This window comes from Algibacter luteus, from assembly GCF_900141715.1.
Lineage (GTDB): Bacteria > Bacteroidota > Bacteroidia > Flavobacteriales > Flavobacteriaceae > Arenitalea > Arenitalea lutea.
This window is the reverse complement of the sequence record NZ_FQYK01000001.1, coordinates 715,241-738,365: the sequence shown is the minus strand read 5'-3', so window position 1 is coordinate 738,365 and position 23,125 is coordinate 715,241. Positions and strand designations below refer to the sequence as shown.

24 protein-coding genes are annotated in these 23,125 nt (G+C 32.9%); 13 read left to right on the top strand and 11 right to left on the bottom strand.

What is annotated here, in order from left to right:
* The first annotated feature begins 1 nt into the window (after position 1).
* Together arfB and BUA46_RS03105 are read left to right on the top strand one after the other, a co-directional pair.
* Positions 2–409: an alternative ribosome rescue aminoacyl-tRNA hydrolase ArfB gene (gene arfB / locus BUA46_RS03110; RefSeq protein ID WP_019386019.1), complete on the top strand. Its 408-nt coding sequence runs from the start codon at positions 2–4 to the stop codon at positions 407–409.
* A 303-nt stretch (positions 410–712) separates the two neighbouring features.
* Positions 713–2,848 carry a TonB-dependent receptor gene (locus BUA46_RS03105; RefSeq protein ID WP_019386020.1) on the top strand — a complete coding sequence of 712 codons (2,136 nt, stop codon included), beginning with the start codon at positions 713–715 and terminating at the stop codon, positions 2,846–2,848.
* 49 nt (positions 2,849–2,897) lie between these two features.
* Here BUA46_RS03105 and BUA46_RS03100 read toward each other — a convergent pair whose 3' ends face one another.
* Positions 2,898–3,326 (bottom strand): Rieske (2Fe-2S) protein, encoded by a 429-nt coding sequence (locus tag BUA46_RS03100; RefSeq protein WP_026009877.1) that lies wholly within the window; start codon positions 3,324–3,326, stop codon positions 2,898–2,900.
* 257 nt (positions 3,327–3,583) lie between these two features.
* Between BUA46_RS03100 and greA the strand changes: the two genes are divergently transcribed.
* Both greA and BUA46_RS03090 read left to right on the top strand, forming a co-directional pair.
* Positions 3,584–4,057, top strand: a complete 474-nt coding sequence (greA, locus tag BUA46_RS03095) for a transcription elongation factor GreA (protein ID WP_019386022.1) — start codon at positions 3,584–3,586, stop codon at positions 4,055–4,057.
* Positions 4,058–4,113: 56 nt separating this feature from the next.
* On the top strand, positions 4,114–4,503 hold the full coding sequence (locus tag BUA46_RS03090; RefSeq protein WP_019386023.1) for an HIT family protein: 390 nt from the start codon (positions 4,114–4,116) through the stop codon (positions 4,501–4,503).
* On the opposite strand, the gene BUA46_RS03085 is transcribed toward BUA46_RS03090, so the two are convergent.
* Positions 4,498–4,848 carry a hypothetical protein gene (locus BUA46_RS03085; protein ID WP_019386024.1) on the bottom strand — a complete coding sequence of 117 codons (351 nt, stop codon included), beginning with the start codon at positions 4,846–4,848 and terminating at the stop codon, positions 4,498–4,500. The genes BUA46_RS03090 and BUA46_RS03085 overlap by 6 nt on opposite strands.
* Positions 4,849–4,860: 12 nt before the next feature.
* Positions 4,861–6,012, bottom strand: a complete 1,152-nt coding sequence (locus tag BUA46_RS03080) for a sensor histidine kinase (RefSeq protein WP_019386025.1) — start codon at positions 6,010–6,012, stop codon at positions 4,861–4,863.
* A gap of 122 nt (positions 6,013–6,134) precedes the next feature.
* On the opposite strand from BUA46_RS03080, the gene BUA46_RS03075 reads away from it, so the two are divergent.
* From BUA46_RS03075 to aat, 3 genes are all read left to right on the top strand, one after another.
* Positions 6,135–7,004, top strand: coding sequence for a flavin reductase family protein (locus BUA46_RS03075; protein WP_019386026.1), 870 nt, complete (start codon positions 6,135–6,137; stop codon positions 7,002–7,004).
* 44 nt (positions 7,005–7,048) lie between these two features.
* A complete protein-coding gene (locus BUA46_RS03070) occupies positions 7,049–7,426 on the top strand; it encodes a DUF3127 domain-containing protein (protein ID WP_019386027.1) in 378 nt (125 codons plus the stop codon).
* Positions 7,427–7,506: 80 nt separating this feature from the next.
* Positions 7,507–8,136 carry a leucyl/phenylalanyl-tRNA--protein transferase gene (gene aat, locus BUA46_RS03065; protein WP_019386028.1) on the top strand — a complete coding sequence of 210 codons (630 nt, stop codon included), beginning with the start codon at positions 7,507–7,509 and terminating at the stop codon, positions 8,134–8,136.
* On the opposite strand, the gene BUA46_RS03060 is transcribed toward aat, so the two are convergent.
* Positions 8,133–8,696, bottom strand: a complete 564-nt coding sequence (locus BUA46_RS03060) for a DNA-3-methyladenine glycosylase I (protein ID WP_019386029.1) — start codon at positions 8,694–8,696, stop codon at positions 8,133–8,135. The two genes, aat and BUA46_RS03060, sit on opposite strands and share 4 nt — an antisense overlap.
* Before the next feature lie 127 nt (positions 8,697–8,823).
* On the opposite strand from BUA46_RS03060, the gene BUA46_RS03055 reads away from it, so the two are divergent.
* Positions 8,824–9,438 carry a thioredoxin family protein gene (locus tag BUA46_RS03055; protein ID WP_019386030.1) on the top strand — a complete coding sequence of 205 codons (615 nt, stop codon included), beginning with the start codon at positions 8,824–8,826 and terminating at the stop codon, positions 9,436–9,438.
* Here the strand turns inward: BUA46_RS03055 and BUA46_RS03050 are convergent.
* From BUA46_RS03050 to BUA46_RS03035, 4 genes are read right to left on the bottom strand one after another with little or no spacing between them, the layout of a single operon-like run.
* Positions 9,425–10,138 carry an energy transducer TonB gene (locus BUA46_RS03050; RefSeq protein ID WP_026009878.1) on the bottom strand — a complete coding sequence of 238 codons (714 nt, stop codon included), beginning with the start codon at positions 10,136–10,138 and terminating at the stop codon, positions 9,425–9,427. The two genes, BUA46_RS03055 and BUA46_RS03050, sit on opposite strands and share 14 nt — an antisense overlap.
* A 52-nt stretch (positions 10,139–10,190) precedes the next feature.
* Positions 10,191–10,907: a tRNA pseudouridine(55) synthase TruB gene (gene truB / locus BUA46_RS03045; RefSeq protein ID WP_019386032.1), complete on the bottom strand. Its 717-nt coding sequence runs from the start codon at positions 10,905–10,907 to the stop codon at positions 10,191–10,193.
* Between the two features lie 3 nt (positions 10,908–10,910).
* Positions 10,911–11,705 (bottom strand): undecaprenyl-diphosphate phosphatase, encoded by a 795-nt coding sequence (locus BUA46_RS03040; protein ID WP_019386033.1) that lies wholly within the window; start codon positions 11,703–11,705, stop codon positions 10,911–10,913.
* Positions 11,706–11,756: 51 nt separating this feature from the next.
* A complete protein-coding gene (locus tag BUA46_RS03035; RefSeq protein ID WP_019386034.1) occupies positions 11,757–12,779 on the bottom strand; it encodes a LacI family DNA-binding transcriptional regulator in 1,023 nt (340 codons plus the stop codon).
* Between the two features lie 123 nt (positions 12,780–12,902).
* On the opposite strand from BUA46_RS03035, the gene BUA46_RS03030 reads away from it, so the two are divergent.
* The 5 genes from BUA46_RS03030 (at position 12,903) to BUA46_RS03010 (ending at position 20,742) form a co-directional block, all read left to right on the top strand.
* A complete protein-coding gene (locus BUA46_RS03030) occupies positions 12,903–15,497 on the top strand; it encodes a TonB-dependent receptor (protein WP_019386035.1) in 2,595 nt (864 codons plus the stop codon).
* Between the two features lie 90 nt (positions 15,498–15,587).
* A complete protein-coding gene (locus BUA46_RS03025) occupies positions 15,588–16,892 on the top strand; it encodes an MGH1-like glycoside hydrolase domain-containing protein (RefSeq protein WP_019386036.1) in 1,305 nt (434 codons plus the stop codon).
* A 53-nt stretch (positions 16,893–16,945) separates the two neighbouring features.
* Positions 16,946–18,592 carry a sodium:solute symporter family transporter gene (locus BUA46_RS03020; RefSeq protein ID WP_019386037.1) on the top strand — a complete coding sequence of 549 codons (1,647 nt, stop codon included), beginning with the start codon at positions 16,946–16,948 and terminating at the stop codon, positions 18,590–18,592.
* A 19-nt stretch (positions 18,593–18,611) separates the two neighbouring features.
* The gene (locus tag BUA46_RS03015; protein ID WP_019386038.1) at positions 18,612–19,736 is read left to right on the top strand and encodes a glycerate kinase; all 1,125 of its coding nucleotides are present in this window, start codon (positions 18,612–18,614) and stop codon (positions 19,734–19,736) included.
* Between the two features lie 34 nt (positions 19,737–19,770).
* Positions 19,771–20,742, top strand: coding sequence for a type I phosphomannose isomerase catalytic subunit (locus tag BUA46_RS03010; RefSeq protein WP_026009879.1), 972 nt, complete (start codon positions 19,771–19,773; stop codon positions 20,740–20,742).
* Positions 20,743–20,759: 17 nt separating this feature from the next.
* Here BUA46_RS03010 and BUA46_RS03005 read toward each other — a convergent pair whose 3' ends face one another.
* From BUA46_RS03005 to BUA46_RS02995, 3 genes are all read right to left on the bottom strand, one after another.
* Positions 20,760–21,020 (bottom strand): DUF3098 domain-containing protein, encoded by a 261-nt coding sequence (locus BUA46_RS03005; protein ID WP_019386040.1) that lies wholly within the window; start codon positions 21,018–21,020, stop codon positions 20,760–20,762.
* A gap of 87 nt (positions 21,021–21,107) precedes the next feature.
* Positions 21,108–21,986: a cell division protein FtsX gene (locus BUA46_RS03000; protein ID WP_019386041.1), complete on the bottom strand. Its 879-nt coding sequence runs from the start codon at positions 21,984–21,986 to the stop codon at positions 21,108–21,110.
* A gap of 82 nt (positions 21,987–22,068) precedes the next feature.
* On the bottom strand, positions 22,069–22,998 hold the full coding sequence (locus BUA46_RS02995; RefSeq protein WP_019386042.1) for a DMT family transporter: 930 nt from the start codon (positions 22,996–22,998) through the stop codon (positions 22,069–22,071).
* Between the last annotated feature and the right edge of the window lie 127 nt (positions 22,999–23,125).

The following is a 23,125-nucleotide window of genomic DNA, read 5'->3' as shown; positions in this document are numbered from 1 at the left end:
TGTGTTTGATGAAGACGCCATATTACAAGAACTCACTTTTAAAGCTATTAGAAGTTCAGGCAGTGGTGGTCAGCATGTCAATAAAGTATCCTCAAAAGTAGAATTAACTTATAATTTAAAGGAATCAAGCGTTTTTAATGAAGTTCAAAAAAATCGCCTACTGTTTAAGCTAAAAAATCGGCTTACGAAAGACGGTATATTAATTTTGCAATGTGGCGAAAGCCGAAGTCAGCATAAAAACAAAGAAATTATAGTTAAACGCTTTATTGAGATTTTAAAAAACGCACTAAAAGTTCCTAAAAAACGCCGACCTACAAAAATCCCAAAATCAGTAATAAAAAAGCGTTTGAAACAAAAACGGCATCTTTCCGAGAAGAAGGCAGGTCGAAAAAAGCCAGATTTACAATAAAAAAATAGTGATTATTAGTTGATAATTGACAATTGATAATTACTTTTGCAACGTTCTCAAAAAAGGGGTGCCTATTATCGGCTGAGATCATACCCATTGAACCTAGAACAGGTAATGCTGTTTAGGAATCGAGCGTAAAGTAAAAGTTCAGTTGACATTTTTAGTGATTGTGATTAGTTCATCTTTTATGATGCTAGTAATAATAGCTGAATTTTAACTGAAAGTTTCAAGCGTTCAAAAACTAATTATTAATAATTAAAGAATAATTACCTCTTTTTATTCGATTAAACATACTTAATCGTAATGAAAAACATTTTTCTTTTTTTAACACTTTTAGTGTTATCAGTCAGTGCGCAAGCGCAACAAAATCAAAAAACACAAGATTCAACTAAAACAGAAAAACTAGACGAAGTTTTAGTAAAAGCAGTACGTGTGGATGCAGATTCGCCAATTACGCACTCTAATTTGTCTAAAGAGGCTTTGGCAAAACGTAATTTAGGGCAAGACATTCCTGTGTTGCTTAACTTTTTACCATCGGTAGTAACAACTAGTGATGCGGGTGCTGGAATTGGCTATACTGGTATACGAGTTCGAGGTACCGATGCAACTCGTGTTAACGTAACCATTAACGGAATTCCTTATAACGATCCTGAAAGCCAAGGTACTTTTTGGGTGAATTTAGGGGATTTTGCGTCTTCAACAGAGAGTTTACAATTACAACGTGGCGTTGGAACGTCTACTAATGGATCTGGAGCTTTTGGAGCGAGTTTAAATTTATTAACCGATGCAACATCAGCGGAAGCTTCAGGTGAAATTTCTAATAGTTTTGGAAGCTTTGGGACTCGAAAGCACACAGTAAAATTAAGTACAGGCCTATTAAATAATCATTTTGAAGTATCAGGGCGTTTTTCAAAAATTGATTCAGATGGCTATATAGATCGTGCTTTTACTGATTTAAAATCATACTTTCTTCAGGGTATTTATAAAGATGATAATACCTTGATTAAAGCTCTGACGTTTGGTAATGCAGAGCGCACATATCAAGCGTGGTATGGGTTAACTGCGAATGAATTAAAAGAGGATAGAAGACAAAACCCGTACACCTACGAAAATGAAACAGATAATTATTGGCAAGACCATTATCAATTACATTGGAATGAGCGATTTGATAACAATTGGTCAACTAATTTAGGCTTAAATTATACCAAAGGGAAAGGCTATTTTGAGCAGTATAAGCCAGAAGAATCAGCTGCAGATTTTGCTAATTTAATTGAGGAAGACTCTGATGTAATTGTTAGAAGATGGCTCGATAATAATTTCTATGTATTAAATGCAAATGTAACTTATAAGCAAAATGCATTTGAAATAATTTCAGGCTTATCTTATAGTTCTTACGACGGCGATCACTTTGGAGAAGTGATTTGGGGAAGCGATTTACAACCAAATACCGAGATTCGAGATCGCTATTATGAAGGCGATGCTACCAAAAACGATTTCAGTATTTTTTCAAAAGCTACATTTAAATTAGCCGAAAAAATTACAGGATTTGTTGATTTGCAAGGACGTTTTGTAAGCTATAAAACCAATGATTTAAATTCTGATAGAGTTGAATTTGTTACCGATGCCAATTTTAGTTTTTTTAATCCTAAGGTAGGATTAACTTATAAACATTGCGATTTCAATAGCTTTTATGCTTCGTATGCCAGAGCGAATAGAGAACCCAATCGCGACGATTTTGAAGCTGGTGTAACCGAAAATGAAACTTTAAATGATATTGAATTAGGTTGGCGTTATAACAGCAATAAAGTCAGTGTAAATACGAATTTGTATTACATGTTTTATCAAAATCAATTGGTGTTAACAGGTCAACTTGACGATGTTGGAAGCCCAATTAGAGCTACAAGTGGCAAAAGTTATAGACTTGGACTTGAGGTTGATGCCAATATACAATTCAGCAAAATGCTTAATACGTCAACAAACGTTGCCATAAGCAGTAATAAAAATAAAGATTTTTCATCTGAAATAAATGGCGAATTGGTTGATTTAGGAAATACAAATATTTCGTTCTCGCCAGAATTAGTCATTGGAAACGCCATTAATTATATGCCGGCAGAACGATTACAATTATCGCTTTTAAGTAAGTTTGTGGGTGAACAATATATGGGAAATACAGACAATGAAGCCTCTATTTTAGAGCGTTATTTTATAAACGATTTCAATATTAATTATGAAATAAAACCAAGAAAATTATTTAAATCCATTGTATTATCAGGATTGGTGAATAATATTTTTAATAAAAAATATGTTTCTAATGGGTACTTTGGGTCTTATGATTATGAAGATACATCGAGCCCTTCTGGAATAACCACTGGTTATTATGCTGGTTATTACCCACAAGCAACAACCAATTTTTTAGTAGGTGCAACTTTCAAGTTTTAAGTATTATCTAGGGATGAAAAGCGTGGTTATAATTATGTAACTGCGCTTTTTAATTAAATATTAAAAGTGTATTGCCGTTTTGTTGTACACGGTAGTTTTTCAGTGCACATCTTAAGCCGTCGTTCCCATCCGGAGTTCCGGTTACAAAATTGTAGGTATTGCCGTCTTCACACCCACAAGTTCCGTTTAGACCTGAAGGCACAAGCGCAGAACATGAGCTAGGCGCATGATTTGGGTCGCTTGCATCCCAAGCATAGAAATCAGCTCCTGTACTAGCAACAATAATGCCTGCATTACCTTCATTTGGAATATATACCGAATTACCAGCAAAAGTAAGCTGACTGTACTGTGGTAAACTTAAATCTATTGTAAAATTGACACTAATGTCTAGTAGGAATCTACAATTTTTATCATCTACTTGGTTGCCACTGCAAGTCATTAGAATTATAAAAAATAAGGTGTAAAAAAGGGATTTCATAAATTCAGGGGATTTGGCATGCAATTTACAATAAAAAGTAAATTGAGATTCTAATATTTAAATTTTCCTTAGGCTATTTTTTCTTTCTCAAAAAACCTCTAAGGCAAAGTATGTTCATGATTTCAATACAGATATAACTAAAATTTTGTATTTTTGTTTGACAATCTCGTATACGCGGGATTTTTTTATTTGCTGAACTCTATCAAAATTATTTTCATGGAGATTCGGCATCTTTTATAAAGTTAAACGATGAAGTTATGAGTAAAGTATCATACTATACACCAGAGGGGTTAAAAAAATTAAGAGATGAATTGAAACATCTTAAAGATGTTGAGCGTGTAAAGGCTTCAAGAGCCATTGCTGAAGCTAGAGATAAAGGAGATTTAAGCGAAAATGCTGAGTACGATGCGGCAAAAGAAGCTCAAGGGATGTTAGAAATGCGAATTTCTAAACTTGAAGATGCTTTAGCTGGCGCTCGTGTAATTGATGAATCGCAGCTTGATAATTCTAAAATTCTAGTTTTATCGAAGGTTAAAATTAAAAACCAAACTAACGGTATGGAAATGGTATATACATTGGTTGCCGATGGTGAAGCTGATTTAGCTTCTGGTAAAATTTCTGTTAATTCACCTATCGGAAAAGGGCTATTGGGTAAATCTGTTGGCGATGTAGCCGAAATTCAGGTTCCAAATGGCGTTATGAAATTTGATATTATTGAAATTTCAAGATAATACTGGTTTCTATTCCGTGAAAACGGAATCCAATTAAAAACAAATCAAATAATCATATGGCCTCTATTTTCACAAAAATTGTAAACGGCGAATTGCCTTGTTATAAAATAGCAGAAACAGATGATTTTCTAGCTTTTCTAGATGTTAATCCTAATGCTAAAGGACATACACTGTGTATTCCTAAAAAAGAGGTAGATAAAATTTTTGATTTAGATGAAACTACATATCATGGTTTAATGGGTTTTTCTAGAACCGTTGCTTTAGCTTTAAAAAAAGCAGTGCCTTGTAAACGAATTGGCGTAAGTGTAATAGGTTTAGAAGTACCGCATGCGCATGTGCATTTAATTCCGTTACAATCAATGGAAGATGCACGTTTTATTCAAAAAGCGAAACTTTCTCATGAGGAATTTCTAGCCTTGGCAGAAGCCATCAAATCACAATTATAGAATAAGGTAAAATACTAGTGCGAATATTATGGCTACTAAAACTAATCCAGCTATAATTGCTATCCAAGATGCCTTTTTTAAGTAAGTTGAGGACTTTTTTGGAGTGAATGCTTTTTTCTGATACTCAAAAACTAGTTCTATGTCATCAGTCCATTGTACTGGATAAATGATAGAGTTACATTTATTACAACTTATCTCATGACTTATCTCTGAAGTAATTGATCGGTAAAACTTATTGTCTTTAATTTTTTGCTTGAATGTTAAGCGCAATCCATCTTTGCTGAAACATTCAGGACAATTGTTTTTTAATGTCACGTTTTTTACGTCAATTAATTTTTCAGTCATAATAAATAAGTTTTAACTCGCACGTTTTAAGCTTATTTGTATAGTGCTTCCTTTGTTTTTTGCAGATTGAAGCACTTTAATCTTCCCGTTATGAAAATCTTCAATGATTCGCTTGGTTAAAGATAATCCTAGTCCCCAACCTCGTTTTTTTGTAGTAAACCCTGGTTCAAAAATACTGTTATAATGTTTTTTAGAAATGCCTTTTCCTGTATCGGTAACATTAACTTTCACATCATTTTCAAGTTGCGATATTTCAACTGTTAATTTACCTCGTCCTTTCATAGCATCAATGGCATTTTTTACTAAATTTTCTATTGTCCAACTGTAAAGCTGCTTATTTAAATTTACCGAAATTTCACCATCGGGGATTATTATTTCAAAATCTACTAATTTGGACGATCTAGATTTTAAATAATCGTAAGATTCTATGGTTTCTTTAATAATATCTGCTTTCTCTAGAGTTGGTAAAGAACCAATTTTACTAAATCGTTCGGCAATAGTTTTTAATCGACTCACGTCTTTTTCCATCTCAGTGATATATTCCGGATTAACGTTTTCGGTTTTTAATAATTCTGTCCAGCCAATTAAAGAGGATAAAGGTGTGCCTATTTGATGCGCTGTTTCCTTTGCCATGCCAGACCAAAGTTTGTTTTGGGTTGCATTTTTATTGCTACTATAAAAGAAGAAAATAACGGCACCAAAAAGAACCACGATAAGTATTAAAGCTAATGGATAATATTTTAGTTTGTTTAATAAAGGTGAGTTTCCATAATAAATAGTAGAGTACACCTGATTTTGATACTTAATTTCAATAGGTTTGTTCTCGTCAGAAAACTTATTAATGAGTTTTTTTACATACTCTGGGTTTTCAATTTTGCTATCATTAATGTTATTAGAGCTACTCAAGTTACCATCTTTATCAATAACTATCATTGGAGTAGTGGTATTACTATTTAAAATTTTAAGGGTTAAATTTAAATTGGTGTTGGTGTCTGAATTCACAAATTCGGTTTGGGCAAAAGACCAATTTTCCATTTTTGTGCGTTCTTCATCCTTAAAATGTTGAAAAAACTCGTAGGTTTTCAATAAAATAAGAGAGACAATTGCAAAAGAGGCTACAATGATAATCCATCGGAAAACATTGCTGTGTTTTGTAAAAATCATTTTAAAAATTAATTAACATGTAATATAATGTAAATCTGTTAATATTATTGTGTAAGTTGTTAGTAAATCGGTTTTTAGTTGCGTTATAGATTAGTTACATTTGTGAAAACTTAAGAAGTTAAATGCCTACGATAGATCCAAAAACCTTATCAACCAGTAAATTACATAGCTATTTGTTAAGCGCTATTGCGCCTAGGCCAATTGCATTTGCAAGTACGTTGGATGCCAAGGGAAACGCTAATTTATCTCCATTTAGTTTCTTTAATGTGTTTAGTTCAAACCCGCCAATTTTAATTTTTTCACCTGCTAGACGGGTAAGCAATAATACTACTAAACACACATTAGATAATTGTGAAATCACTAAAGAAGTCGTAATTAACGTGGTTAATTTCGATATGGTTCACCAAATGTCATTAAGTAGCTCTGAATATCCAGAAGGGGTTAATGAATTTGAAAAAGCAGGTTTATCGATGCTTAAGTCGAGTAAGGTTAAACCATACAGAGTTGCTGAATCACCTGTACAATTTGAATGTAAAATTAAAGATATCATAAAGTTAGGTGCAGAAGGTGGTGCTGGTAATTTAATTATTTGTGAAATTGTGATGTTTCATATTGACGATGAGGTTTTGGATGAAAACAACAACATCAATCAGAAGAAATTAGATTTAGTAGCAAGAGCAGGAGGAAGTTATTATAGTCGTGCTAAATCAGGGTTTTTTGAAATACCTAAACCAATATCAACCTTGGGAATTGGTGTTGATAATTTTCCAGACCACGTTAAAAATAGTATGATTTTAACAGGAAATGATTTAGGTATGTTGGCCAATGTTGAAGCTTTACCAACACAAGAGCATGTTAATGCATTTATTGAGGAAGTTGGTGAGCGCTACCCAAATATAAAAACAGCAACACATAGAGAAAAACACAAGTTGGCAAGAAACTATATTAGTTTTGGCGATATTGAAAGTGCATGGAAAATACTGTTGTCATAACAGTGTAATTAAATTAGACGAATATTTAATAATTATATATAAAAATGGAAGTTCAAGGAAGAATTAAAATGATTGGAGAAACTCAAACTTTTGGAAGCAATGGGTTTAGAAAAAGAGAAATTGTAGTAACAACTGAGGAGCAATACCCACAACATATTATGGTGGAATTCGTTCAAGATAAAACAGACTTACTTAACAATTATCAAGTTGGTCAACAAGTAAAAATTAGCATCAATTTACGTGGAAGAGAGTGGGTTAATCCTCAAGGTGAAACCAAGTATTTTAACTCTATTCAAGGTTGGAGAATAGAAGCTTTACAAAGTGAAGCAGGAGATGCAAATGTACCACCTGTACCACCAGCAGATGCTTTTGAGCCTGCAGGAGATTTACAAGAAGAAGATCACGACGATTTACCGTTTTAATTAAATTCTGTAAAAGCAGAAATCTAACGATAAAAAAACCTCGATGTTAAAAATACATTGAGGTTTTTTAATTTTAAAGTATGCACAAATTAACTTCAGAAATATGGTTTCCAAATGTCAATACAGCAACAGAAGATGGTTTACTGGCTTTTGGTGGCGATTTATCGGTAGAGCGTTTATTGCTTGCTTATAAATCTGGTATTTTTCCTTGGTTTGATAAAGAAGAGCCCATATTATGGTGGTCACCAGATCCTAGATTTGTATTGTTTCCAGAGAAATTAAAAGTTTCAAAAAGCATGAAACAAATTTTAAAAAAACAGGAGTTTGAAGTTACCATAAATAAAGATTTCGAGACTGTAATAAATGCATGTTCACGAGCTAAGCGCGAAGGGCAAATTGGTTCGTGGATAACACCAGAGATGATTGAAGCTTATTTAGAACTTCATGAATTAGGATATGCCAAATCTGTTGAAGTTTGGAAAGGGAAAAAACTTGTAGCAGGATTATATGGCGTTGATTTAGGAAATCATATTTTTTGTGGTGAAAGTATGTTTACAGAAGAAAGTAATGCCAGTAAAGTAGGCTTTATAACTTTTATTGAAAACACAAACTATAAATTAATAGATTGTCAAGTTTATACCAAACATCTTGAAAGTTTAGGGGCCGAGGAAATATCAAGAGAGGAATTTATTAGAGCATTAAAAAATTAAACTTCGTTATATCTAAAGCAGCCTATTTCATGATCGTTTACCATACCTGTAGCCTGCATATGCGCATAAATAACAGTAGAACCTACAAATTTAAATCCTCGCTTTTTTAAATCTTTACTTATGGTGTCACTTAAAGGGGTGTTCGCTGGAGCATCTTTATAATGCTTTAATTTATTTTCAATCGGTTTTCCGTCTACAAAACCCCATATATATTTGCTGAAACTTCCAAACTCATCTTGTATTTTCATAAAAGCCTGAGCGTTAGATACAGTTGCATTAATTTTAAGTCTATTTCTAATAATTCCAGCATCCTCCATTAATTGGTCTTTTTTACTTTGTTGATATCCCGCTATTTTTTTATAGTCGAAATTATCAAAGGCTTTTCTAAAATTTTCGCGCTTTCTTAATATGGTAATCCAGCTCAAACCCGCTTGAAAAGTTTCTAATATTAAAAATTCAAATAAGGTGTCATCATCGTAAACAGGAACGCCCCATTCGCCGTCGTGATACGCTTCATATAAAGCATCACCTTCGCACCATCCGCATCTATGTTTTTTCATCAATCTAAAAATTTAAGCGTAAAATAATTCTTTGTAAGGATAATAGTAAAAGTATGACAAAAATCATCTTAATTAGAATCCTGACGCATTAATTTTGTGTGTCAATATCCATTAAAATATAAATGTTATGCATCCAATAATAGAAAAAGGTATGAAAAATAGCCTGACTTACGAAAACTATAGAGCTTTAGTAAAGCAATTGGTAGAAGACCATGCTACTACTGGAAACGACAAATCTGAAGCTATGGTGAATTATACGAAGCTTAATGATAAACGTATGAAGCGTTGGGATAAAACCATTAAGGTTTCGGAAGAGGTGAAACAAATCGTATCAGAATTCAATCAAAAGATGACTTGGTTGGTTATTGCTGAAAGTTGGTGTGGTGATGCAGCACATGTACTTCCAGCTCTGAATAAGATAGCTGAGTTATCTGATTACATAAATATGAAGGTGGTTCTTCGAGATGAAAATCTAGAGCTTATGGATTTTTATTTAACTAATGGCGCCAGAGCCATTCCTAAAGTTATTATGATTGATGATGAAACAGGCGAAGTAATAAATACATATGGACCAAGACCAAGTGAAGCTGCTAATTATGTTAGTAGGTTTAAAGCTAAACACGGTAGTCTAACTCCAGAATTCAAAGAAGACCTACAACATTGGTATAATAATGATAAAGGGCAAAACGTGATTAAAGATATTGTTGAAATACTTTGTCGATTAGCACCTATTTGCCAATAAAATAAAAGGTAATAGAACCCAATTGAGTTTCTTTTGAGGCATCTTCACTAAACTGAGATCGTTTAGCATAATCTAATGCGCTTTCTATTAAGCATTCGTTACTCGATGTTGAGGATGTGTTTACGTAAGCATCAATTACATTTCCGCTTGAGTCTACTGTAATGTTTACAACAATTTTGCCGTCAACTTCGCATAAGTATACTGGAATAGGGATAAAAACTTTTTTTCGATTAACTAATGAAAATCGTATCGAACTTTTAGAATTAGTAGCGTCTGCCTGTTGTTTTTTAAGCACATCATTTACTTTACTAAACTTTGCTAACTCCTCTGGGTTTAATTTAGAATCTTCAGGAATATCGTAAGCATCTCTGGCTTCTTGATGATTATTCTCAGTGTTAGGAGTATTAGGAACATAGTCCTTAGGAGGCGCAATGGTTTTAAAGGCTTGCGCAAAATGTTTCGTTTTTTGAGATTCGTTAAAGGCTTGATTGGTTTCAGCTTTGGAATTATTAAGTTTTTCCAAGGCTTCAAGCACTTTAAGTTCTTCTTCCGTAAGTTCCTTTTCAGGCTCTATTTCATAATAACTTTCAGAAGCAATGTCGTCGTGTTGCTTAAGGCTCAAATTAAATACAGAGAGTACCACAGTTCCAGAAATTAGAAGCGTGATAAGTAGGGCTTTATGTTGATCTGTTAGGTGCAAATCGATAAAATGTAACGTGTTTTATACGGTAATATACGTAAAAATTAAAAATTTAGTCTTTTAGCGATGAAATGAAGGTGTCTATGGATATAGCATCGGCCACATCAAAAGCACCAATTTTGGTTCGTCTTAATGAAGATAGGTGAGCTCCAGAGCTTAGAGATTTTCCAAAATCGTTAGCTAACGACCTTATGTAAGTGCCTTTACTACACACTACTCTGAAGTCTACTTTTATAGCACCTGTACTTTGTGAATTAGACATGTCGATATTAATAATTTCAAATTCAGAAATTGAAACGCTTCTTGCTTTAATATCGACGTTTTCGCCAGCTCTAGCAAATTCATATAAGCGTTTCCCATCCTTTTTTAATGCTGAAAAAACAGGAGGAAATTGCTGTATATCGCCAATAAATTGTTTGGTGGTTTCTTGAATTAAAGCTTCAGAAATATGTTCTATCGGGAAGGTTTCGTTTATTTCTGTTTCTAAATCGAAAGAAGGTGTTGTGCTTCCTAAAGTAATAGTGCCAGTATATTCTTTTTCTTGGGCTTGGAAAGTATCTATTTGCTTGGTCATTTTACCTGTACAAATAATAAGTAAACCTGTGGCTAAAGGGTCTAAAGTGCCCGCATGACCGACCTTTATTTTTTTAAGTTTGAAGGCTTGTTTAATTTCCCAACGTAGCTTATTAACCACTTGAAAGGAGGTCCAATCCAAAGGTTTGTCAATCAATAAAACTTGTCCGGAAAGATAATCTTCAACAGATTTCATACTTTAGTAAAGCATTGAAATTACAATAGCAACAATACCAACTAGGGCACAGTAAATCGCAAAGTAAGAGAGTTTGCTTTGTTTTACTAAAGCAATCATCCACGTACACGCAAAAAGTCCAGCAACAAATGCAGCGACAAATCCTATAGATAAGGTCGTAAAGTTTCCAGAATCATAAGTTAAATCGCCACTTAAAACATCTTTAGCAATTTTCCCAAAAATTAATGGTACTACCATTAAAAATGAAAATCGGGCTGCTTTGGTTTTATCATTACCTAAAAGCACCGAAGTTGAAATGGTAGCTCCAGAACGTGAAATTCCAGGGAGCATAGCTATAGCTTGCGATATACCAATTACAAAAGCATTCGAAAATGACACCTTTTTATTGGTATCTTTTGCCTTATCCGCCAAATAAAGAAGAATCGCAGTAACAATAAGCATACAACCAACTAATAAGATATTACCACTAAAAAGCGCTTCTAATTGCTCTTCAAAAAATAAACCAACGATAACTGCCGGTATCATAGAAATTGCAATTTTAGAAATGAATTGTAAGTCGTCATTCCATTTAAATTTCAGAGCACCTTTTATCAGGTCTAATATATCTTTTCTAAAAACAACCATGGTACTCAATGCAGTTGCAAAGTGCAAAACCACTGTAAATAATAAACTTTCTTCTGGCACCGAATTATCACCTAGAATGGCTTTTCCTAATTCTAGATGACCACTTGAAGAAACAGGTAAAAATTCAGTAAGCCCTTGAACAATACCTAAAATAATTGCATCTATAATTTCCATGGCGCAAAAATATTAAAATTGAGATAGCAAATGGCTTTTAACTCAATTAATTTAAGCCTTAAAGGTTGAATCTCTTATTATTAAAGTGCCTTTAATTTCGATATTTTTACTTATTATTTGATCAGATGTATTATTAATTTCTTCAACTAAATATTTAACTGCAGTTGCGCCTATACGCTCTCCAGGTTGATCAATAGTGGTAAGGTTAGGCTCTATAATTGTAGAAAGCCTTGAATTACTAAACCCAACTACGGCAATTTCTTCAGGTATTTTGATATTGAATTTTTTAAGCGTTTGAATCACTCCAACAGCAGAACTATCAGTTATAGTAAAAATGGCATCAGGTCTATTTTTAAGAGATAATAATAAGTTTGCCATTCTTTTGCCTTGTATCAAAGAGATGTCTTCCACAGTTATAATTATTTTTTCATCAACAGGAAGGTTGTATTCATTCAATGCCCTTAAATAACCAGCATACCGTCGTTCAGAATTATACGAAAATTCAGTTTCTTTAATAATGGCAATTCTTTTCTTTCCAATATTAATGAGATGTTCTACGGCACTAAATGCGGATTCTTCTTCGTTTATAACAACTTGCGTGCAAGGTATTTTGTTTGACGATTTATCAAACAGAATAAGAGGCACATTATTAATTATTTTTAGAATACTGTCTACATTTCTGGTCATTTTAGAAATAGACATTAAAATACCATCTACATTAAATTGTAGCATAGTTTCAAGCATTTCCGTTTGCTTTACAACATCATTATTAGATTCTGAAATAATTACTCGATAACCTAATAAAGAGGCCTCCTCTAAGATACCTTTTAAAATCGTTGTTGTAAAATAATGGGTTACATTAGGTACAATAACACCAATTATGTTGGTTTTATGTTGCCTGAATCCTTTTGCAAAAATATTCGGGACATAATTTAATTTCAACGCAAGTGCTTTAACTTTATCTTTAGTTGTAGTACTAATATCTGGGTGATCATTAAGTGCTCTAGAAACTGTTGAGATAGATAGGCCTAATTCGGTAGCTAGTTTTTTTAAAGTAGTAGATTCTTTTTTCATTAATTGTTTTTTCAAATTGCAAACGTTTGCGATAACGTTTGCGTGAATTTATTGCAATTTTTTAGCATTTTTATTAGGAACTTGCTTATAAATTAGCCTTCAAATTAACTAATTCTAAATAAAATGAAAAAAATTATTTTTATAGTAACATGTGTTTTTGGCATATTTACTTCATTTTCACAAACAGAAATTTCTGGTAATGTACTAGATAAAGCAGGAGTTCCTGTAATAGGGGCAAACGTTTTAATTATTGGAAGTACGTCGGGAGCAACAACCGATTTTGATGGTAACTTCAGTTTTTCAACAGATTTGACTGGAGAACAAAAAGTAAAGATATCTTTTTTAGGGTATGAAACTCAAGAGAAAACGGTGGTATTAAATGGGTCGCCTGTAACTTTGCAAATTGTTTTGGTTGAGGGAGGAAACACTTTAGATGAAGTGGTTTTAACAGCAACCTCAACAACGAGATCTCAGAAGGAAACACCATTGTCAATTACGTCATATGGTGCTCAAGTACTTGCGCAAAAAGCAACAAGTAGTCAAGCTGATATTTTAAGAAGCGTACCAGGAATTACCGCCGAAGGTGGTGGTGGTGAAGTTGCTTCAAACATTTTTGTTAGGGGTTTACCTTCGGGAGGACAGTATCAGTTTAATCCACTTCAAATAGATGGAATGCCTGTTTTAAGTACGTTTGGATTGAATTCTTCTGCACACGACGTTTATTTTAGAAACGATTTAGGAATGAAAAGCTTAGAATTTGTTCGTGGTGGTTCATCAATATTATATGGTGTAGGTTCAGTTGCTGGTATTATAAACTATACAAGTGTAACAGGAAATGCTAAACCAAAAAATATATTGAAAACTGAAATCGCTTCTAATTCAAGATATAAAGCAGACTTTTTAACTAGTGGTCCTTTGGGAGGTGAAAATTCAAATACCTTTTATGCATTATCTGGATTTTACAGATATGATGAAGGCCCATTAAAAACGGGTTTACCAACAGAAGGATTTCAATTAAGAGGAAATCTTAAGCATTTAACAGAAAAAGGTTCAATTACTTTTTCAGGACAGTTTATTGATGATAATGTGCAATTCTTTTTACCATATCCTTTGGAAGGTGGTTCACGTAATCGTCCAACTGGAAACGATGGAAATGAAATATTCACATTACAAACCGCTGCAGCATCAGATATTTCATATATGACACCAGATGGAATTTATAATTCGCCTATAGAAGATGGTGTTGTAACAAAGGGTGGATATTTCTTAACTAACTTTAAACACAACTTTTCTGATGATTTAAAATTAGATGCTAAATTGAGATATTCTAGATACAAGCATCAATTTAATCTCTTTTTAGATGGTAGTGGAGTTAGTGGAGCAAAAGTTGTTGAAACGCAACAAGAATATTTAGATGCCCGAGGTTTAGCAGGAGGATCATTTACGTATTTAAATGGACAAGCTTTACCGGCAGATGCTTTATTATTCGAAAATAGAATTTTAGATAGAAGCAGACCATTAACAGAATTAATGGCCGATTTAAAAATCACAAAAACTAGTGGGAACCACAGTTTAACATTTGGTTCATTTATGTCTAGATCACAAGCTGGCGATTTTAATGTGATTACTAACTATTTAGGAGAGTATAACGACAGACCCGCTTTGGTGGAGTTGTCTGGTTATTCTATTAATGGGGTAACTAATAGAGGTACGGCTTATACCAACAGAAATATTAATAGTAATAAAATAGCAGTTTTTGTAACTGATGAAATTAAGTTAGACCGTTGGAATTTAGACATTGGTATTCGTTATGAAAGAGCTTCTGGAGATATTGAAAATGAGGGGACCTCATCATTTGCCGTTGATAACACTGGAATAGCAAACTTAGATAATGTAACCTGGGGGAATGGAAGTTGGACGAGAGGTCATGTTTCGGCAGATGATTTTGCTGTTGCATTAGCAGCTTTATATAAAGTTAACGATGATTTAAGCGCTTATGGAAACTTTTCAAGAGGTTATTTCTTCCCAGAATTAAGAGGAACTAAATTTGATGGTTTTGGCAATCCAAATTCTTATGATACAGAAAGAATTGTACAAGGAGAATTAGGTATTAAATATGGAAAAAGTAAATTTTCGGGTACCGTCGCTTTGTACAACGTTAATTTATCAGATAGAAGAGCAATTAGTTTTGTAAATGCCCCAGGTGGTGGATTTATAGAAGAAGTCGATACCCAAGATACAAGAACAACAGGTATTGAGGGTACTTGGAGATGGGGGTTTGCAGATAACTTCAACTTCTCAGGATCGGTAACTTATCAAGATCACGAAATCACAAAATCGACATCAAACCCTGCAATTGAGGGTAATGAGTTACGAAGACAACCTAATTTTATTTCTACTTTTGCATTAGATTATGATGATTCTAATTTTGATGGTAGTTTAACTTATAATTACACAGGTAAAAAATTCACGAATGATACCAATTCAATAGAATTAGATGCCATTGGACTAGCAAATTTAAATTTAGGTTATACATTTCCGGTAGGAGAAGGTAATGAATCTTTAAGATTAGGTATGCAGGTATTTAACATGCTTAATTCAGATGGAATTACCGAAGGTTCACCTAGACTAAATAATAGTCAAACTGAAGAAGAATTCTTCGTTGGTAGACCAGTGTTACCAACAAGAGTGTTTTTTAACGCTACATTTAACTTTTAAAAAGTATAAATTAGTTTGAGTTTAGTTTAATTGCTCATCACTTGCGGCTAAGTGTAAGTGGTGAGCTTTTTTAAAATAAAAATACAATTGATGAAAAATTTACAGAAAGAGGCTATTCATGTTCTCAATAACAACTGGAAAGATGGTTTTAGTATTCCATGTGCAAATTTATATCCATTTCAATGGTTTTGGGATTCTGGTTTAATAGCAATAGGATTCGCTCATTTTGATATGAAAAAGGCCGAAGCCGAAATAGAAACCCTTTTAGATGCGCAATGGGAAAATGGATTTATACCGCATATCATTTTTCATACTGATAGTGATTCTTATTTTCCAGGTCCCGATTTTCACCGATCAGATTTGCATCCAGAATCTTCTAAAAAATACAAATCAACAGGAATGACACAGCCACCGGTTACAGGATTTGTGTTAGAAGAGTTATATCGAATTAGTTCTAATAAAGAAGCTACATTAAATTTTTTGAAAACGGTTATAGACAAGGTTTATTTTAATCATGAATATTTCTATAAGAATCGTGATCCAAAAGGCGAAGGGCTTGTATACATATACCACAACTGGGAATCTGGTACAGATAATTCACCTATTTGGGATGATATTTGGGATACAATGAATCCGCCAGAGTATACTTTTGAAAGACGAGATACAACACATGTTGATGCTTCTCAGAGGCCATCAAAAAGAGAATACGATCATTATTTATATATCATTGATATTGCCAAAGAACATAATTATAACGACGAGAAAATAGCGGAACTTTCACCTTTTTTAGTACAAGATCCATTATTTAACTCAATGTTGATAAAATCCAACGAAAGCCTTATTAAAATTTACCAGTTAATAGGTGGTCATGATGAGAAGGTAAAACAACTTCAAAAGTGGCAAGAAAAAAGTATTACTAATTTTAATAAAAAACTATTTGATGAGGAATTAGGTGTTTATGTTCATTACGATTTGCGAAATGAAAACCCATTAAGATATATTTCATCATCTTCTTTTTCACCTTTATATGCAAATATACCCAGCAAAGAACAGGCGTCTTCATTGGTAAAAGTGATGATGGATAAGTTTGGTAATGAAAATCAATATTTATGTGCATCATTCGATCCAACTAATGAGCGTTTTAACCCTAAAAAATATTGGAGAGGTCCAGTTTGGATAAACCTGAATTGGATATTATTTAATGGGTTATCTCAATATGGATTTAAAGATATTGCACAACGTGTAAAACAGGATACTATTGAAATTCTTGAAAACAATGGGTTTTACGAGTATTTTGATTCCAGAAAGGAAATCCATGATACCGGAAAAGCTGGCTATGGAGGTAATAATTTTTCATGGAGTGCTGCGTTACTTATTGATTTGTTGAATCGCTAAATACATGTTTTTATATTAAAATTTGATATAAGAACACTAAAAAACTTTAAATTATGAATTGGCTAGACTATAGTATTGTTATATTTTACATTATATTTTTCTTAGGAATGGGATTCTTTTTTAAAGATAATAAAGATTCGAAAGACTATTTCTTAGGAGGCAAAAGTATGGGGTGGTTTCCATTAAGTTTATCGACAATGGCTACTCAATTATCGGCCATAAGTTTTATATCGGCTCCTGCATTTGTAGGTTTAAAATTAGGTGGAGGAATGAAGTGGTTAACTTTCGAATTTGCAGTTCCACTTGCGATGATATTTATAATGATTGTAATTATCCCTCCATTATTTCGTTCGGGAGTCGTTAGTATTTATGAGTTTGTAGAAAAGCGATTCAGTCCTTCTACTAGGCTTATCTTAAGTGTCGTTTTTCAAATAAGTCGTGCTTTAGCAACAGGTGTAATGGTGTATACCATAGCTATTATTTTGCAAGCTGTTTTAGACATAGACTTTGTTTACACTATTTTAATTATAAGCGTTATTACTATAATTTACTCTTGGCAAGGCGGAATGAAAGCGGTTGTTTGGGGTGATGCCATTCAAATGATTATTTTGTTTTTGGGATTAATTATTTGCTTATACTTTGGATGGAACTTATTACAAGATTATGGTGGTCTTTCCGAAGGGTTTAATCCAGATCGATTAAAGGTTATCGATTTAAATCTAGGAATTGGTGAAGGCAATGAATATGGGTTTCTACCTATGGTCTTAGGTGGGTTCTTTTTATATGCTTCGTATTACGGCTGCGATCAAACTCAAGCACAACGCTTATTGTCGGCAAAAAGCGAAAAAACTATACGCCAATTATTGTTGGCAAACGGTCTTTTAAGATTTCCTGTAGTATTTATATATTGCATTATGGGGCTTGTAATTGGTGGTTTAGTAACGTTAGCACCAGACTTTTTACAAGATATAGCGGATACAACTCAAAAGTATTTCCCTGAAGAATTTGCAAAAAATGGTATAAAAGCAGACTTAATGATTCCGGTTTTTATAATGAAATATTTACCTCACGGACTTATTGGGATATTAATGGTTGGGATACTTTCAGCTGCTATGTCGTCCTTAAGTTCTACTGTAAATTCTCTATCGGCTGTTACGGTGGAAGATTTTTTTAATAGAGGAAAGCAGAAATTAAGTGATAAAAAATACATGATAATTTCAAAAGCATCGGTTGTGTTTTGGGGCGTAGTTTGTATAACAAGTGCATTTTTATTTGGAGGTAGTAAAAGCGCAGTAATTGAAATTATAAATGCCATTGGGTCTGTTTTTTATGGTCCAGTTTTAGTAACATTTGTATTAGCGTTTTTTTCAAAAAAAGTAAATCATATTGGTATGAATGCTGGAATAATTCTTGCGGTTTTAATAAATCTTATCTTCTCTAAAACCATTCAGGAAATATTGCATATTGATTTAGGGATTCATATTTTTTGGATTTGGCTTAATTTTACAGGTGTTGTACTGTCTGTTGTCATTGCCTATATGGTTAGTGCACTTACAAAACATGTAGAGATTAAGAAGATTTCTAATTTTAATGTGGCAATAAAAAGAAAAGATTTCATGATTAAAGAAGTATATATTTTAATTGTGTTTTTTATTACAATTGTAATATTAAGTTATTTTATACCTGCTATTTTTAGATAATCAATTTTATACTTTTTAAATGAAAATAGTACTTGCACCAGATAAGTTTAAAGAGTCTTTAACGGGAATGCAATTTTGTGCTGCTGCGGAAGAAGGTATTAAAGAAACTTTTCCTAATGCTCAAATTATAAAGCTGCCGTTAGCAGATGGGGGCGATGGAACCATAGATGTTCTAGAGTACCACCTACAAGGTAAGCGAATTAAAATTAAGGTAAACGACCCTTTGTTTCGGCCCATAGAATCGTCTTATTTGTTTATGGACACTATTGAAACAGCGTTTATTGAAATGGCTGAAGCTTCAGGTATGCATCTATTAAAAAAGGAAGAACAAAATTGTTACTTCACCACTACGTTGGGCACGGGTGAACTCATTGTAGATGCCATTGATAAGGGCGCCAAAACCATAATTTTAGGCATTGGAGGAAGTGCGACTAACGATTGTGGCATAGGAATGGCAACCGCATTGGGTTTTAAGTTTGAAGACGAAAACGGAAAAGACTTATTGCCAATTGGAAAGAATTTAAATAAAATCCATGCTATTAATACCCACAAGGTGCTTTCGGGTTTGAAACATATAAAATTTAAAGTAGCATGCGATGTTACCAACCCTTTGTACGGAAAGGAAGGTGCAGCTTATATTTATGGACCTCAAAAAGGTGCATCAGAAACAGAAATTAAAAATCTAGATGATGGCTTAAAGAATATAGCAATGCTTTTTAAAAAGCAATTTAATATTGATGTTCAGAAGATAAAAGGAACTGGAGCTGCGGGTGGAATGGGTGCAGGAACTTTTACCTTTTTAAATGCAGACTTAAAATCTGGTATTGATTTGATTAAAGATTTAATAGGTTTTGATGATAAAATTAAAGAGGCAGATTGGATAGTAACAGGTGAGGGTAAACTTGATTCGCAAACACTTTCTGGAAAAACTATTAGTGGGGTTTTAGAATCTGCTAAGAAATATAATATTCCTGTGGCCGCTTTGTGTGGGAGTGTTACGCTTTCAATAAAACAGGCTAACGATTTAGGTATTTGTTATGTGGGTGCTGTAATAAAAAAAGCAAATTCTTTAGAAGACGCTATGCAAAATGGTTACAAATATTTAAAACTATTAGCAGCAGAATTTGTTAATCAAAAATTTTAATTATTTATTGGTAAAAAAAACAGACACAGATTACATGCAATTATACCCACTTAAATTCTCACCTATATTTTGTTATCGCATTTGGGGTGGCGACAAATTAAAAACCGTTTTAAATAAAAACTATCAAGAAGAATCCATTGGAGAGTCTTGGGAAATTTCAGATGTAGAAGAATTTAATACGGTTGTAGCCGAAGGTGAATTAAAAGGTGAAACGATTAATAATTTAATTACAAAATTTACTTCTGACTTTTTAGGAAAAAGTGTTTACCAGAATTTTGGTGAAGAATTTCCCTTACTCATAAAGTTTATTGATGCTAAAACCCCGCTGTCTATTCAAGTGCATCCAAGTAACAAACTAGCTAAAGTGCGTCACAATTCGTTTGGTAAAAATGAAATGTGGTATATCATGGAGGCCGATGAAAATGCCGAACTCATTGTTGGATTTAACCAAAAAGTGAATAAAGACACCTATTTGGAAAAATTGGAAAACGGGACCGTATTAGAAATCTTAAATGCTGAAAAAGTTAAAAAAGGTGATACCTATTACATCCCAACAGGTAGAGTTCACGCTATTGGCGCAGGTGTTTTATTAGCTGAAATCCAACAAACTTCAAACATTACATATCGTATTTATGATTACGATAGGGTAGATGCCAAAACCGGTCAAAAACGCGAATTACATAACGATTTGGCTATTGATGCCATTGATTTTGAGCATCACAAAAACTATAAAACGAACTACAGTGCTAAAGAAAATGAATCAAATACGTTGGTGCATTCGCCTTATTTTAAAACAAACATTCTTAAGTTAACTGAAGGGGTTACAAAAGATTATTCTAATCTAGATTCATTTGTAATTTATATGTGTGTTGAAGGAGATGCGGTTTTAGAATCTAATGGTGCTAAATACCAACTAAATCTCGGAGAAACCATGTTAATTCCTGCTTGTTTAAATGATATTCATATCAAAACGAAAGGTGCCACTTTACTAGAAGTTTATATGTAGAACACTTTTGATAAGGACTAAGATTTCTCCTTATCTGGATTTAATAGAATCGCATAAATCTGTATACCAAACCCTATAAGCACCAATGTTGGAGCTAATCTAATACGTCTCCAGCTAAAAATTTCAGGATTAAAAACGTTAGGGTCGTCACTACCACCGCCAGACATTAAAATAAAACCAAGTGCAATACAAGCTAAACCAATAAACATAAATTTATAGTTTTTCTTTCCGAATACAAATATTGGTTTTGCTGCTTCTTTTCGTTTCTTTTCTCCCATGGCTAAATTCTGTCGAATTTTTATGCAAATTAAATGATTTATTTGAAAACCTCATGTTAATAGTATTGTAATTTAAGTTTTCAATACCTAATAATAGAGCTCATCAGTTTTTAAATTTAAAAAACGTTGTGTTGCAAAATGGGTGCTTATCCAAGTAATAATGATACCTAAGGCAAATATTAAAACGAATAAAAGAGCCATTAAAATGGGATTACTTAGCAATTCCAGTTCTGCGAAAGTTTTATTTAAATAGTACAAAACAAGCGCCATACCTATTAAGGCTAAAAAGGCCCCAATCATTCCTAAACGCACACTTTTCCAAACAAAGGGTCTGCGAATAAATTGTTTGGTAGCACCTACCATTTGCATGGTTTTAATGGTAAATCGTTTGGAATAAACAGCTAATCTTATCGAACTGTTAATAAGTAAAACGGCTATTAACGTAAATATTCCGCTAATGATGAGTACCCAGAAACTAATTTTTTTAACGTTGTCGTTCATTAAATTAACCAGATCGTTATCGTAAGTAACCTCGTCCACAAAGTTTTTATTTAAGGCTTCAGTAGAAATCTTTTCAAGATGTTCAGAAGTTACAAAATCGGCTTTTAAATGCACATCGATGGAGTTTTGTAATGGATTGTAACCCACAAAATCCATAAAATCTTCACCATTTTCAGCTTTCATAAATTCGGCAGCCTGCTCTTTAGAAACGTATTCTGTAGATTTTACATAATCTGCCATCGCCAAACTTTTTTCAAGTTGTTTGGTTTCTACTTCTTTGGCATTATCTTTTAAATAAATGGTAACCACTACTTGTTCTTTAAAATGATCGGATACTTTTTTTGCATTTAAAATAAGCATACCAAGCAATCCTAATAAAAACAAAACTAAAGCAATACTTAACACAACCGAGAAATACGAAGAAATAAGTCTGCGTTTTTGGTGCTTTTCGAAGGATGAACTCATAAAGATATTGGATTAACGATGTAAAAATAATAAAGTATAAGCATTCATAATTTATATAAACTAAAATATATCAACATTGTTGTTATTTAGGAGCGTTTAAGTATTGTTTTTTTTGAGGTTTACTAATTACATATACACCTAATGCTACCAGAATACAACATAGAATTTTTATGATATTGATGTCTTTTGAATATTGCCCTTGAGTATAAACAAAGGCCATAATACTTACCAAAATAAAACTTACAACTGGTTGAAGGTAAACATAGCTACTAGTAACAGATGGTGCCAAATGTTTCAGAGCGAAAATGTTAAATAAGTATGCTAAAAAGGTTGTGAATAAAACAACGTAGCCAATAGTTAAATAGGTATTCGTAGTAAAAGATTCAAAATTGGTATTTAAAAAATCTGAAATCCCAAAAGGAAAAACATAAATAAAACCAAATAAAAACACCCAACTAGCTACAGTAATTGCATGGTATTTTTTCATTAAAGTTCTTACTAATACAAGATATAAACCATAACTACAGGCATTCAATAAAACAAACAAGTTGCCTAAAAATGAACTTGTTCCAACAGATTTATTTCCATATACGATTAACACTATGGCTCCTATACCTGCCATTATTATACCGACAACCTTATTTTTAGTAATTCTTTCTTTTAAAATAATAAAACTAAAAATGAGTACTAGAACTGGTGTGGCCGTTTGAATTATGGAGGCATCAATTGGCGAAGTTAAATTTATGCCATGAAAAAAAAGTAATTGGTTGGCAGCACCTCCAAATAAACCACAAAGTGCAAGCATTAAAATATCTTTCCTTTCAACTTTTTCATTAATAAATAGAAATTTAATACTCCAAAAAAGTATCATACAGCAAGACAGCCGAATAAAAACAAAAGCGCTAGGATTTATTTTATCAGGCATGATGCCCTTCGCGATAATGTAATTGGCGCCATATATAACATTGGCAGCTAGTAATGCTAAATGCGCTTTAGTTGTATCTTTTATCAAATCAAATTGCCTTAAAAGTGGCGAAATTACGAATTGCTTTTTAAAGCGAAACCTAATAAATCATTACCGAGGTTCCAAATTCATTAAATAGTTAAGAAACGCTTTATGTTTTCTGTAGAAAGCGTAA

Excerpts from the sequence above, each read along its gene's own strand:
- BUA46_RS03105 (WP_019386020.1), top strand. The coding sequence starts at position 713 with ATGAAAAACATTTTTCTTTTTTTAACACTTTTAGTGTTATCAGTCAGT.
- BUA46_RS03100 (WP_026009877.1), bottom strand. The coding sequence starts at position 3,326 with ATGAAATCCCTTTTTTACACCTTATTTTTTATAATTCTAATGACTTGC.
- greA (WP_019386022.1), top strand. The coding sequence starts at position 3,584 with ATGAGTAAAGTATCATACTATACACCAGAGGGGTTAAAAAAATTAAGA.
- BUA46_RS03090 (WP_019386023.1), top strand. The coding sequence starts at position 4,114 with ATGGCCTCTATTTTCACAAAAATTGTAAACGGCGAATTGCCTTGTTAT.
- BUA46_RS03085 (WP_019386024.1), bottom strand. The coding sequence starts at position 4,848 with ATGACTGAAAAATTAATTGACGTAAAAAACGTGACATTAAAAAACAAT.
- BUA46_RS03080 (WP_019386025.1), bottom strand. The coding sequence starts at position 6,012 with ATGATTTTTACAAAACACAGCAATGTTTTCCGATGGATTATCATTGTA.
- BUA46_RS03075 (WP_019386026.1), top strand. The coding sequence starts at position 6,135 with ATGCCTACGATAGATCCAAAAACCTTATCAACCAGTAAATTACATAGC.
- BUA46_RS03070 (WP_019386027.1), top strand. The coding sequence starts at position 7,049 with ATGGAAGTTCAAGGAAGAATTAAAATGATTGGAGAAACTCAAACTTTT.
- aat (WP_019386028.1), top strand. The coding sequence starts at position 7,507 with ATGCACAAATTAACTTCAGAAATATGGTTTCCAAATGTCAATACAGCA.
- BUA46_RS03060 (WP_019386029.1), bottom strand. The coding sequence starts at position 8,696 with ATGAAAAAACATAGATGCGGATGGTGCGAAGGTGATGCTTTATATGAA.
- BUA46_RS03055 (WP_019386030.1), top strand. The coding sequence starts at position 8,824 with ATGCATCCAATAATAGAAAAAGGTATGAAAAATAGCCTGACTTACGAA.
- truB (WP_019386032.1), bottom strand. The coding sequence starts at position 10,907 with ATGAAATCTGTTGAAGATTATCTTTCCGGACAAGTTTTATTGATTGAC.
- BUA46_RS03040 (WP_019386033.1), bottom strand. The coding sequence starts at position 11,705 with ATGGAAATTATAGATGCAATTATTTTAGGTATTGTTCAAGGGCTTACT.
- BUA46_RS03035 (WP_019386034.1), bottom strand. The coding sequence starts at position 12,779 with ATGAAAAAAGAATCTACTACTTTAAAAAAACTAGCTACCGAATTAGGC.
- BUA46_RS03030 (WP_019386035.1), top strand. The coding sequence starts at position 12,903 with ATGAAAAAAATTATTTTTATAGTAACATGTGTTTTTGGCATATTTACT.
- BUA46_RS03025 (WP_019386036.1), top strand. The coding sequence starts at position 15,588 with ATGAAAAATTTACAGAAAGAGGCTATTCATGTTCTCAATAACAACTGG.
- BUA46_RS03020 (WP_019386037.1), top strand. The coding sequence starts at position 16,946 with ATGAATTGGCTAGACTATAGTATTGTTATATTTTACATTATATTTTTC.
- BUA46_RS03015 (WP_019386038.1), top strand. The coding sequence starts at position 18,612 with ATGAAAATAGTACTTGCACCAGATAAGTTTAAAGAGTCTTTAACGGGA.
- BUA46_RS03010 (WP_026009879.1), top strand. The coding sequence starts at position 19,771 with ATGCAATTATACCCACTTAAATTCTCACCTATATTTTGTTATCGCATT.
- BUA46_RS03005 (WP_019386040.1), bottom strand. The coding sequence starts at position 21,020 with ATGGGAGAAAAGAAACGAAAAGAAGCAGCAAAACCAATATTTGTATTC.
- BUA46_RS03000 (WP_019386041.1), bottom strand. The coding sequence starts at position 21,986 with ATGAGTTCATCCTTCGAAAAGCACCAAAAACGCAGACTTATTTCTTCG.